Consider the following 12,169-nt stretch of genomic DNA (forward strand, 5'->3'; position numbering starts at 1 on the left):
CAATCCTCTCCGTTGGGCAATCAGCGGGCAATCAGCGCGATCGTCCCCTGACGTTCGAGTATCCGACCGACGACAGCCGAGGCACTCGCCCCCCGAGCCTGGAGTTCTGCGATCAGTCGCGCGACGTGGTCGGGGTGTATTGCGATCAGAAGCCCGCCGGACGTCTGTGCATCGAACAGATATTCGACCCGCAGCGCATCGGCACTCGGCTCGATCAGGAGTCGTTCGCCGACGAATTCGCGGTTCGACTTGGTGGCACGCGTGAAGAACCCGGCAGCGGCCAGCGCCTCGGTGCCTTCGATCAGGGGGAGTTGATCGAGATTCAGCTCGATCGTCCTCACCGATCCATCGGCCATTTCCAGGGCGTGACCTGCCAGCCCGAAGCCGGTGATGTCGGTGACGGCCGACACGCCCCCGGCTTGGCGCATCGCGTCGCGACCGATCGCGTTGAGCTGGATCATCGAGGCGATCGCTCGATCGAGGACATTCGGCGGGCAGGTGGCTTTCTTGTTAGCGGTGGTGGCGAACCCGGTCCCCAAGGGCTTGGTGAGGACCAGCGAATCCCCGGGTCGAGCCGAGGCGTTGGTCATGATCGAGGCCGGGTCGATCAGTCCGGTCACGCTCAAGCCGTACTTGATCTCGGCGTCACGGACCGAGTGCCCGCCCATCGTCACCGCCCCGGCCAGGGCCACCTGAGAGGCTCCCCCGCGGAGGATCTCGCCGAGGATCGAGAGCGGAAGTTCGTTGTCGGGGAACCCCACGATGTTCAGGGCGGTGATCGGCCGGGCGTTCATGGCATAGAGGTCGGAGAGTGCGTTCGCGGCGGCAATCTGGCCGAATAGATACGGATCGTCCACCAGCGGCGGGAAGAAGTCGAGCGTCTGTACCATCGCCAGGCCATCGGCCACGAGGTAGACGCCCGCATCATCCGACGTCTCCGTCCCGACCAGGAGTCGGGGATCGGAGGCACGAGGCGGCAAATCACGCAAGACCTGCGCGAGCCCTCCCGGGGCGAGCTTGCCGGCTCACCCCGCGCAGTTGGCATAGTCGGTCAGGCGTTTCATCCGGCCGGTCGACACGAGGGACCTCTTCTTGGCAGTCGGCTTCAGACACCCAGGATCTCGCCGACCGCTCGGATCATCTCGGCCTCTTCCGGGAACATCCCGGATTTCAGTTTGGAGTAGACTAGTTTTCCGCCGACCGTCAACTCGAAGCAACCCCCCTTCGATGGGATCAGCTCATATCGACGTATCGCTCGCTTGAACTTCGGGAGCAGCTTGGCCGTCAAACTGACGGCCTGTGGTTCGTAGTTTCAGAGGGCGCAGTATTCCAGGGTCAGATCCATCGGAGATTGGCTCCTGAAATTACAGGGAAGATCGAGTTCGAGGACTACAATGGTGATCGAAGGCCCAGGAAGGGTCAAGGCCCGCTGTGGACGTCGATGATGTCGATATCGGCCCTGGGAAGGGGAGGCGGTTGCCAGTCGCGACTCATCAGGTCGGCCCATCGGTAAAGCTCGGGCACGTTCTGGCAGACCAGCTTCAAACAAGCCGTCATCGGCATGGCCAGGATCAGCCCGACGAGTCCCCAGAGGAAACCCCAGAACAGGCAGGCGACCAGGATGATCGTACCGTTCAGATCGAGTGATTTCCCGAGGACATATGGGGTCACGATATATCCCTCGATCGTGACCAGTCCCAGGTAGACCGAGGCAACGATCAAGGTGTCGCCTACCGACTCGAACTGGGCGAGCGTCACCAGTGAGGCCAAACCTCCTCCCAGGAGCTGCCCCACATAGGGGACGAAGTTGGTCAGTCCCGCGAATAGCCCGAGTGCGATCGGGAATCGGACCTTGAAGATCCAGAGGAAGCAGGCGAAGACGACACCCAGTCCCAGGTTGATTAGCGTCCGGGCCAGCAAGAATGAACGGATCTGTCGGGTCAGATCCTTGAGCGTTCTCTCGGAGGCTGCGGCGTCCCCCGGCGTCCTGGCGAAGAAGCGGACCACCTTGGGCGTTAACATCTCGCTCTCGGCCAGGAGGAACAATACGAGTATCAGGACGATCAGCCCCTGAGCCACCCACCCCGAGAGATCGGCCAGGCCATAAGTCAATGTTTCGTAGAGTAATGCGCTGTTTCGGTCGCCGAGTTTGTCGATCGTACCTGGTTCGGGAAGGATGAATCGCAGATACGGCCGGTCGCGAAGGATCTCGGAGACATATCGGCTCGCCTGGCCCGCGATCCGGGCGATGTCGCCCGGTAAGCTGGCCGTGGCCTGCACCAAACCTTCAGCGGTGAGAGTGGCGAGATAAAGGCCGAGGAGCAAAGCTAGGAGGAAGAGTACCGCCGCCGACCCGGTCGGGCTCAAGCGGAGGATTCGCCGGAGAAAGGTGGTGGCGGGCGAGAGTAATGAGGCCAGGAAGACAGCCAGGGTGATCGGAATCAAAATCGCCTTCATCAGATAGAGAGCGGCGATCGTGGCGAAGACGGCCAGGGTCACGAGAGAGGCGGTGCGATAAGACTTGCCGCTATCCTCCATCCGAACCACCATGCGGTCGCCCCCTCGCTCCTAAATCATCGATGATCGCAGTCGAGGAGGATCATCGCAAGGGCCGCGTTCAGGAGGCTTTGTGTGAATGGGAAAAATGGGAGGTTCGTTTATCATGGAAAATGCGTTGCGAACCTGCCTAGAATTGAGAGGGATGCTCAAGTCGATCGCCGTTCGAGAGGGGAGAACTTGCCATGATTCTGGCAAATCTCGGTTTGATGTTCTTAATAGGTGTGTCGGCGACGGGCTCGGATCATCATCGAAGAACAGGGCCGAGGCCGGTCGTGGACGCCCAGACCGTTTCGTCACCCATCGTCCAAGATATCATTTCCTTGCGGAACTCCCCCAAGGAAGATGACCGCGAAGATGCGGCGGAGGATCTCCGGAAGTTCGACTGGCGACGCCATCCTGAAGTGGTCCAGGCTCTCAGCGACGCTCTATCCCTCGACCCTTCCGACGACGTCCGTGAAGAGGCCGCCGAATCGTTGGGAAAGATGAGGCCCTTCGTCCCGATCGTTCACGAGTCACTCCTGAGAGCCTCGACGATCGATCCCGATCGTGGGGTCCGCAAGGAGGCTCGAAAGGCCCTCGGATCATTGGGCCGTCGGTGCATCGTCGATTGCCCGATTTGTGGTCCCTTGCCGACGGGTTCGGTGATACAGGGCCCGACGATCATCCCACCCGCCTGGATGCCCTGGCTCGTCCCGGATTCTTCGGACCGCAATAGATCCGAGACAACACCATCCGACGAGCCTCTGCCTCCTGCCTTGCCGGACCCCTCGACTCTATCCGACGAACCACCACCTCCGCCGACCCCGATTCGGCTGGAAGGTCCGTTTGGCGGGAATCCTCGCCCATCGCGTCTGTCTACGGTCCGGGTTCGCTGAGCTCTCGATTATTGCCGGAGCAGGGCCCCCTTCGAGATCGCACTGGGATCTCGGGCAATCTTATCGGCGAAGACGCTCAGAGAACGAATGGCGGGCCGGGCCAGGGTGAAGACGTCATTGGCCGCAGCAGCCGCGCGAGCCAGGCTGTCGTATAATTCGGGGCTGGTGACGAGCCTCTGGATGCTTCCGTGTGGGTTCAGGCGGCCTCGGCCGTCGGAGAGTCCTGCGGTCAAGAGACTTATGTTGGCACTGATCCGGTTGAGCGATGCCATCGACTGGCCAAGGTCGGTGGTCGGATTCGCACGACCGGCGGGACTTCCGAGATCGTCGAGGACGGGCTGAATCTCGGTCAATCCGGCATCTAGCTTGTTCGAGACCGACGAGAGCCGCACGGTGATGTCCTTGATCCGGGCTGTGGTCTCGTTATCGAACGTCGCGCCCAGCTTCTCGGAGACCTGCCTGAGGTTGGTGATCGCGGGACGGAGATCCGCCTCGTTATCGGCGATCATCCGATCGATCCCCTTGGCTGCGGTCGAGATGTTCCGACCCGTCTCGGTGATGGTACCGATGAACTCATCGAGCTTCTCTGCCTTCTTGGCGACGACGGCGAAACCGGCGGCGGCTTCCTCGATCGCCTGGAGGGTCCCGCCGACTCGCTCGAAGGCAGATGTCGCGGCGGCCAGGGCCTTCGCGGGATCTGGGGTTGTGTCACCGATCAATTCGGGGGCGGTAGCCGGGGTCTGCCCCATCGCGATGATCTCCTGGCTAGAGCCAGGAAGCATGTCGATCGCCACATCGCCAATCAAGGACCTTGTGATCCGTGCTACCGAATCCTTCTTGATCTTGTATTTCGGATCCAGAGAGAGGATCACAATCACGCTATCCGGCATCCCGGGCCGGTCGTCGAGGTCGATCGACACGACCTCACCGATCCTGATCCCGCTCTTGCGGACCGAGATCCCCTCCGCCACGCCTGGGGCCTCGGTATAGCGGACCTTGACGAAGCCGTGTTCGCGGAAGAGTGAAGGGGATTCGCCGAACCAAACGATCAGCATCGTCAGGACCAATCCGGCCACGATGACGAACATGCCGATCCGGAATTGCATGACTCGCTCGTTCATGGCCGACCTCTTCAGGGCAAGGGGGGCACGTGATCTGCCCGCCGGGTCCACACTATTTCGGTTCGATGTCGAACGGTATTCGGATTGGTCGGGAGTTCAAAACAGTAACTGTCATTGGTTAAACCAGGAAACGGTCCCGAGGGTCGTCCTCAACCACGTTCCTGATTCATCTCCCTGAGGCGTTCTCCTGCCTCCCCGCGGACGAACTGACGGATTCGTTGGTCGGGATGGTCTTCGAGCCCCTCGGGGGGGCCGTCGTAAATCATCTGCGGCTCGCCGGGGTCGAGCCTCGCGAGCGGGTAGAGCATCACAACTCGGTCGGCCACCTTGATAACAGTCTTCATCTCATGAGTGACGACGACGCCGGTGGCCTTTTTCTTGTGCTTGGTCTGGAGGATCAATTCATTGATGACATCAGTCATGATCGGGTCCAGTCCGGTGGTCGGCTCGTCGTAGAGCATCACCTCGGGATCGAGCGCCAGGGCCCGGGCGAGACCCACCCTCTTCCGTTGACCGCCGGAGAGCTCCGCAGGCTTCTTGTGCTCCAAGCCGACAGGCAATCCGACCTCCTGCAGTCGCTCGGCGACGATCCTTTCCAAGGTCATCCGATCGTACAGGTCATGCTCGCGAGGGCCGAACGCGACATTATCGAAGATCGTCAGGCTGTCGAACAGGGCCGCCATCTGGAAGAGGAAGCCGAATCGGAGGCGCACCTTGACCATCTCGTGCTCGTCGAGCATGGAGAGGTCGCGACCCTCGAATAAGACCGATCCCTGGCTCGGCGAGAGCAGCCCGATCATCAGCTTGAGCATCACGGTCTTGCCGCACCCGCTCTCGCCGATGATGCAGACCGTCTGGCCTCGCTCGATCTGGAGGTCGATGTCGCGTAGGACCGTCTGATGACGGAACCTCATCGTGACATTCTCCAGAGATATGATCGGCCCCTCGGCCGCCTCGGAGGGTCCGTTCATAGGAGCCCCGAGGTGTTGGGCCAGATCGCGTAGTAAGCGGCGTTCCAGAAGATCCCGATGACGAAGTCGAGGAAGAGGATCGCGATGAAAGAGAAGACGAACGCCTCGGTCGCCGCCTTGCCCACGCCCTCGGCACCCGCCTTGGAATGGAAACCCCGGTGGCAACTGATCAGCGCGATCGCCGAACCGAAGAAGTAACTCTTGAAGACACCGGCCATCAAGTCGAGCCCGCCGACATATTGCCTCGAATGATACCAGTAGGCATACGAGTCGACCTTCATCAATTGCGTGCTGACCACAGCCCCGCCTATCACTCCCATGAAGTCGGCCATCAGCGTGAGCAGGGGGATCAGCAGGACGCAGGCCAGGAAACGGGGGACGACCAGGTAATTGATCGGGTTGGTCCCCAAAGCGGAGAGGGCATCGATCTGTTCCGTGACTCGCATCGTGCCCAACTCGGCAGCCATCGACGACCCGACCCGACCGGCGAGCATCGTCGCCGCCAGGACCGGACCTAGCTCCTTGACCAGTGAGATGTTGATCACCGACCCGAGCCGGCTTTCCAGGCCCATCATCGCGAACTGACTGTGGGCCTGGACGGCCAATACCATACCGATGAAAGTCCCCGTAATGGCGACCACCGGGACGCTCTCTACGCCGATCGCGTAGAAGTTCGGTACCAGGACCGACCAGCGAGGTCGCCGACGCAACATCCAGCCGATGGTCCAGCCCGAAAACTGCGCCAATCCGCCGATCTCCACGATCGCGTTCAGGACCTGTTCGCCAAGTCGAGTGACCGGCGTGGTACCTGACGGCGAACCCGGCGCATTGCCGGCCTGAGCTGGGGGAGCGGCGATGGCCATCGGGCTTCACTCCTTTGAGGCCCCCAGACTCGGCGGGGGCCGGTCGGATCGCCCGGGCGGGTTGGCGATCGAGGGGGAACGAGGCCCTTCCGTTGGGTCTTCGTCATTCTGGCGAATCGCGAGGAAAAGGCAACCCCGACCCGGGGTGACCTCAAGTCTCGGGAGAAAGCTCCTCGATGAAACTCCCCATTTTACGGAACTTCTCATAGCGACGGTTCAGGAGTTCCTCGCGAGGGAGTTCATCGAGTTCGCGAAGGGTTCGGATCAGGAAGGCCTTGATGGCGGACGCTGCGCCTCGATGATCCCGGTGTGCCCCACCCAGGGGCTCGGGGACGACTTCGTCGATGATCCCGAATCGAAGGAGGTCGCGACCGGTGAACTTCAGAGCCTCGGCGGCCTTGGGGGCGTGCTCGGCTCCCTTCCAGAGGATGGTGGCGCATCCTTCCGGGCTGATGACCGAATAGTAGGCGTGCTCCATCATCGCGACGCGGTCGCCGAGTCCGATCCCGATGGCCCCGCCCGAACCACCCTCGCCGATCACGAGGCAAACGATCGGCGTGTCGAACCGGCTCATCGCCATCAAGGCCTCGGCGATGACCAGGGCCACGCCTCGTTCCTCGGCGGCGATTCCGGGATAGGCCCCGGGAGTATCGATGAAAGAGATGATCGGCAAGCCGAACTTGGCCGCCATTTTCATCTTATGGATGGCCTTGCGATATCCCTCGGGATGAGCACAGCCGAAATTGCTCGAGGTCCGTTCCGCCAGGGTCCGGCCCTTCTGATGCCCGACGAACATCACCTTCTCGTCCCCCAGGTGGGCCAGGCCGGTCACGATGGCCTGGTCGTCCCCGATGGCCCGGTCGCCATGTAGCTCGACGAAGCGATCGAACACCAGTTCGAGATAGTCGCGAGTCTGGGGTCGGTTCTGGTGTCGAGAGACCCGGACGGTCTGCCAGGGGTCGAGGTTGGCGAAGATGGATCGCTTGAGATTGGCCAGCTCGCGGCGCATCCGGCGAATTGATTCGGCCGAGTGGGTTGAAGTTTCGGAGCCCGACTTCTGGTCGGCGTAAAGTGCCTCCATCTCGGCCAGTCGAGTCTCCAGCTCGTAGATCGGGGCCTCGAAGGGAAGGCGATGCTCGCTGACGCTGGCCATGACCACCGAGTCCTTGGTTCGACCGTAATCGTTCCCGAGTCATCCTCGGGTGGGCTGGGAATTAGTTCAAAAATCGCGATGGAAATCGATGGGCGGGTCGGTCTCGAAGATCCGAATCTTGGCGAACCGAGCGATGAATTCGTGAAGTGTTTGCGGGCGGTCGGCAGGTTTCTTCCGAATCATTTCGAGGATCAGGTCGGAAAATTCCTTGGTGATGTTCTTGTTGAATGAGGTCGGTGGCAGAGGGGCTTCGCGAATATGCTTGTTTAGTAGTTCGTTCTCGGAGTTGGCCCGGAACGGTTGCCGACCGCAGGCCAGCTCGTAACAAGTGATGCCAAAACTATAAACATCGGCGGTCGGGGCGGGTGATTCGCAAAGGATCTGTTCGGGCGACATGTAACTCTTGGTCCCCTGACGGGGTATCTTCAGCCCCAGCAGCTTGCCGATTGCCGAGACGGGGCGACGTGTCAGCGTGTAATCAATCACGCGGACCTCGCCGGTTTTGTTGCACATGATATTTTCGGGCTTCACGTCCCTGTGAATCCAGCCTTTGTCGTTCATGTAGGCGAGGCCCGAGGCGGCCTGGGTCAAGATCCGGTGAAGGCTGCCCTTGAGAACGGGGAAATCCTTGGGTCGGTGCAAGGCCAGACGGAGTTGAAATCCGGAGAAATAATCCATCACGAAATAGGGCTGTTCGCGGTCCTTCACGAAATGGTGGACCTTGATCAAATTTGGGTGGTGCAACTCCTGGCCCAATTTCGCCTCGAACTCGAAAGCTCGTCGTTCGGACGGGTCGATTCCGCGGGACGCGATCAACTGTTTGATCGCGAATCGGCGGTTGCTCGATTCATGGAGGACTTCCATGACGACCGAGGTCGATCCGGGATAGATCGTGCGGATATACTTGTAATCCCCGATCCGCTCGTCACTGGTCGTGTTGATCGCCACGAGCAAGACTCCCGACCGCGATGCTGAACGATGGTCAAGCCGCGATGGATGCGGCACGTATTCGGGGGCGATCCAATATGGCGGCTTATCGAAATCGCGATTCGATCCGGATGGGGCTCGTCTACGGACTTATACCTTAACAATTACCCGATAGGTCAGCAACTTCACCGGGTCTTCTCGGAAGATCGGCGGCACATCATTCCGATCGCTACAACGAACGACCCAGCTTCCTACGGAATTACTCGAGTCGCGTGACGAAAGACTCCCGTAGATCCGACCAAATTCGGGGGCTCGATCGATCAAAACTTGGTCCCAGGTTTCGATAAAAGCTTGATTTCTGGTAAAATTCGACTATAGCGATGGGCAAGTTTCGGGTTACATGACAGGACTCGTGGTGAGATCTCGGTTTAGGGGGCCTTTTGACCATGGCGAGTTCCCTCAAAGACGAACTAGCCTCCCTGAAGATCGATCGGGGTCGCTCCGAGTTTGGTGGAGCAACCCGATCGCGGAGGACTTCACCCCGGGGTCGGGGTTTTGACGGCGGGAGCCTGGGCCTTCGCCTTCTCTCATACGTGTTGTGGTTGATCCCACTCACTCTACTCGGCGTCGGCGGGACCTTCGCTTACAAGCAGTATCAGCAGATCCGGTCCAAGCCCGAGGTCCAGATCGGCCTGATCCAGACCATGACGACCGGAGAGGCCGAGAAGCTTTTGAGCGCCAAGGGTTACCTCGAGTCGCGCAATCAGGCCATGATCGGGGCCAAGGTTCCCGGCCGGGTCCTGGAGCTTCACGCCGAGGAAGGCAACAAGGTCGAGAAAGGTCAACTTCTCGCGGTCCTCGAACATAACGACCTCGACGCCCAGCACGAATCCCGGATAGCGATGGCCGCCCGCTCCAAAGCGGATGTCGAGGAAGCCCGATCCGACCTGGAATACAAAAAAACCAAGGCCGATCGAGCCCGACGACTCCACAACAAGGGGATGTCGGTCTCGATCGAAGAATTACAGCAGGCGACCTCGGCCGTGGAAATGGCGGAGGCTCACCTGGCCTCGCTGGAGGCCTCGGCCCGGCTCCAGGATTCGCAGGTCCATGAGGTAGAGGAAGCCATCCGAAATATGAGCATTTTCGCGCCGTTCGACGGTACGGTTGTCGAGCGGGCTGCCGAGATCGGCGAGATGATCACCGGGGGCGGGATGGGATCCGGACTCTCGATCGGCCGTTCCTCCGTCCTGACGCTGGCGAACCTCGATCGAATGGATGTCGACACCGACGTGGCCGAAAACCTCCTCTCGCGGATCACGATCGGTCAGCCAGCCGAGATCTCCGTCAGCGCGGTCCCGAGCAAGCATTACCGCGGACGTCTCCGGCAGATCATCCCGATCAGCGACCGGGCCAGGGGAACGGTCAAGGTGAAGGTCGAGATCCTCGATCCCGATGAACATCTCTTCCCGGAGCTGGTCGCGACCGTTCACTTCCTGCCCGACAAAGCCCACCAGGGTCCCGATGTGGGAAAGTCTCACCTGTTCGTGCCCAAGGCCGCACTCTTCGAGGAGGGCGGCCACACCAACGTCTGGAAGTTGGACGCCAAGAACGTCCTCAAGAAGACGAGGGTCGAGGTCGTCGAGTCCAACGACGACCTCGCCCGGGTCGAGTCGGGGGTGGAGGCCGGCGATTCTGTGGTGCTGTCCCCCGCCAAGACGCTTCGCGAGGGGGAAGCGGTCAAGGTCGCCGACTAACCCTCTCGATCCGGGAGGCCCGGTGCTCGGGCCCCCGACTATATCCCTGGAGCCCGACGAATGGCCGACCTCTCTCCGAATTCGATCGTCCTTCGAGGTGTGAGCAAGGAATATCGACGGGACGAGTTCCGGATTCCCGTCCTCGAAGATCTGGCCCTGACCGTCGAGGAGGGGGAATACCTGGCCCTGATGGGGCCGTCCGGCTCCGGGAAGACCACACTCCTGAACTTGATCGCCGGTCTCGACCGTGCCACGTCCGGGTCGGTCCTCGTCCACGACCATGAACTGACCGAATTGTCCGAGGCCCAGCTTACCCGATGGCGGGCCCATAACGTGGGTTTCGTCTTCCAGATGTACAACTTGATCCCGGTCATGACCGCCTTCGAGAATGTCGAGCTACCGCTCCTCCTGACCAACCTTTCCCGGAAGAAGCGGAAGCAGAGTGCCATGACGGCGCTCCGAATCGTCGGGCTGGAAGGGCGGGAAGACCATTATCCTCGTCAACTCTCCGGCGGGCAGGAACAGCGGGTCTCGATCGCTCGGGCGATCGTGACCGACCCCTACCTGATCGTCGCCGACGAACCGACCGGCGACCTGGATCGAAAGAGCGCCGACGAGATCCTGGGATTGCTCGAGCTGCTCAATCGCGAGTTTCGCAAGACGATCGTCATGGTGACCCACGATCCCCAGGCCGCGCAGCATGCCTCTCGAATCCTCCACCTCGACAAGGGCAAGCTGGTCGGCGACGTCATCCAGCCGAGGATGGAGGCCGCATCGTGAAATTCTTCGGACTGATTCTTCGGAACGCCCGACGGAACAAAATCCGCTCGTTCCTGACGATTGCCTCGCTGACCGTCAGCCTCTCACTGGCGATGATCTTGATCTCGTTCTCCACGATTAACGGCGAGGTCTCGCGATCGACCCGCGGATTTAATCGAATCGTTGTGATGAGTTCGCAAGGGCTCGGGCAGCCCGTATCGATCGCCCGACTGGCCGAGATCTCGGGGATGCCCGGGATCGAAGAGGCCACTCCCTTCTCATGGTACGGTGGTAAATATAACGGCGAGGTGATGCCGTTCGCCCAGTTCGGAGTGGACCCCTCGAATTTCTTCCAGATCTACAACGACCTGTCGATCCCCGACGACCAGCTCCGTGCTTGGAAGCAGGATAAGGCGGGTTGCGTAATCGGGCGGAAGCTGGCCCAGGACCGAAACATCAAGGTTGGCGATCCCCTCCCCCTCAAGGAAGGAGTTTATCCGTTCGACCTCCTCCTTACCGTCCAGGGGATTTACGACGGCGAGCCCAATCGCGACCTCCGGGCCTGTTATTTCCACTGGGAGTATCTGGACGAAGGGTTGAAAAAGGCCGGAGGTGCGGGTTCGGGCAATGCCGGGGTCATCATCGCCCGGTGTAACGACGAAGGTCAAATGGCGACCCTGAGCCGTAAGATCGACCAGAATTACGAGAATAGCGATGCGCCCACCAAGACCCAATCCGAGGAGGCCTTCGGGCAGATGTTCGCCGAGATGGCCGGCGACTTCCAGTGGATCATCGTCGGGATAGGCTTGGCCGTGGGGATATCGCTGCTATGCGTCTCGGCGAACGCCATGGCGATGGCGCTTCGCGAGCGGACCACCGAGGTGGCCGTGCTGAAGGCGATCGGATTCGGCAAGCCCTTGGTCATCGCCCTGATCCTGGCCGAATCGCTCCTGATCGCCGGCATCGGCGGGCTCTTTGGGGCGGTCGGGATCAAGGTGTTCTGCGATTACGTCGACCTGGCCCGATACACCGGCGGCATGATCCCCTTGTTCTACATTCCCTGGACGACGGCACTGGGTGGCCTGGTGGTCGCCCTGGGGATCGGAGCGTTCAGTGGGCTCTTCCCGGCAATCCAGGCGTCCCGGCTTTCGGTCGTCAATGGTCTCCGAAAGGTGGTCTGACCC

Annotated in this window: 11 protein-coding genes and 1 pseudogene; 4 read left to right on the forward strand and 8 right to left on the reverse strand. The window is 60.9% G+C overall.

Going from position 1 to position 12,169, the window contains the following annotated elements; all coding sequences use genetic code 11:
* Positions 1 to 20 precede the first annotated feature (20 nt).
* The 3 genes and pseudogenes from selD to P12x_RS06560 all read right to left on the reverse strand — a co-directional run bounded on the left by selD (position 21) and on the right by P12x_RS06560 (position 2,550).
* Positions 21 to 1,064, reverse strand: coding sequence for a selenide, water dikinase SelD (selD, locus tag P12x_RS06550; protein WP_435011638.1), 1,044 nt, complete (start codon positions 1,062 to 1,064; stop codon positions 21 to 23).
* A gap of 41 nt (positions 1,065 to 1,105) precedes the next feature.
* A pseudogene (locus tag P12x_RS06555) lies at positions 1,106 to 1,300 on the reverse strand (Rdx family protein); the annotation flags it as partial.
* 119 nt (positions 1,301 to 1,419) lie between these two features.
* A complete protein-coding gene (locus P12x_RS06560; protein WP_435010087.1) occupies positions 1,420 to 2,550 on the reverse strand; it encodes an AI-2E family transporter in 1,131 nt (376 codons plus the stop codon).
* 215 nt (positions 2,551 to 2,765) lie between these two features.
* Here P12x_RS06560 and P12x_RS06565 point away from each other — a divergent pair, with 215 nt between their 5' ends.
* Positions 2,766 to 3,434 (forward strand): HEAT repeat domain-containing protein, encoded by a 669-nt coding sequence (locus tag P12x_RS06565; protein ID WP_435011639.1) that lies wholly within the window; start codon positions 2,766 to 2,768, stop codon positions 3,432 to 3,434.
* Positions 3,435 to 3,442: 8 nt separating this feature from the next.
* On the opposite strand, the gene P12x_RS06570 is transcribed toward P12x_RS06565, so the two are convergent.
* The 5 genes from P12x_RS06570 to P12x_RS06590 form a co-directional block, all read right to left on the reverse strand.
* Positions 3,443 to 4,555, reverse strand: a complete 1,113-nt coding sequence (locus P12x_RS06570; protein WP_435010088.1) for an MlaD family protein — start codon at positions 4,553 to 4,555, stop codon at positions 3,443 to 3,445.
* A gap of 149 nt (positions 4,556 to 4,704) precedes the next feature.
* The gene (locus tag P12x_RS06575; protein WP_435010089.1) at positions 4,705 to 5,469 is read right to left on the reverse strand and encodes an ABC transporter ATP-binding protein; all 765 of its coding nucleotides are present in this window, start codon (positions 5,467 to 5,469) and stop codon (positions 4,705 to 4,707) included.
* A gap of 53 nt (positions 5,470 to 5,522) precedes the next feature.
* A complete protein-coding gene (locus P12x_RS06580) occupies positions 5,523 to 6,389 on the reverse strand; it encodes an MlaE family ABC transporter permease (protein WP_435010090.1) in 867 nt (288 codons plus the stop codon).
* A gap of 151 nt (positions 6,390 to 6,540) precedes the next feature.
* Positions 6,541 to 7,542, reverse strand: a complete 1,002-nt coding sequence (locus P12x_RS06585) for an acetyl-CoA carboxylase carboxyltransferase subunit alpha (RefSeq protein ID WP_435010091.1) — start codon at positions 7,540 to 7,542, stop codon at positions 6,541 to 6,543.
* Positions 7,543 to 7,608: 66 nt separating this feature from the next.
* Positions 7,609 to 8,490, reverse strand: coding sequence for a serine/threonine protein kinase (locus tag P12x_RS06590; RefSeq protein WP_435010092.1), 882 nt, complete (start codon positions 8,488 to 8,490; stop codon positions 7,609 to 7,611).
* Positions 8,491 to 9,062: 572 nt separating this feature from the next.
* Here P12x_RS06590 and P12x_RS06595 point away from each other — a divergent pair.
* From P12x_RS06595 to P12x_RS06605, 3 genes are read left to right on the forward strand one after another with little or no spacing between them, the layout of a single operon-like run.
* Positions 9,063 to 10,226: an efflux RND transporter periplasmic adaptor subunit gene (locus tag P12x_RS06595; protein WP_435011640.1), complete on the forward strand. Its 1,164-nt coding sequence runs from the start codon at positions 9,063 to 9,065 to the stop codon at positions 10,224 to 10,226.
* A 60-nt stretch (positions 10,227 to 10,286) separates the two neighbouring features.
* Positions 10,287 to 11,006, forward strand: a complete 720-nt coding sequence (locus P12x_RS06600; RefSeq protein WP_435010093.1) for an ABC transporter ATP-binding protein — start codon at positions 10,287 to 10,289, stop codon at positions 11,004 to 11,006.
* Positions 11,003 to 12,166 (forward strand): ABC transporter permease, encoded by a 1,164-nt coding sequence (locus P12x_RS06605; RefSeq protein WP_435010094.1) that lies wholly within the window; start codon positions 11,003 to 11,005, stop codon positions 12,164 to 12,166. Before P12x_RS06600 ends, P12x_RS06605 begins: the two co-directional genes overlap by 4 nt.
* Positions 12,167 to 12,169: the final 3 nt, after the last annotated feature.

Source organism: Tundrisphaera lichenicola, from assembly GCF_051175385.1.
GTDB classification, from domain to species: domain Bacteria; phylum Planctomycetota; class Planctomycetia; order Isosphaerales; family Isosphaeraceae; genus Tundrisphaera; species Tundrisphaera lichenicola.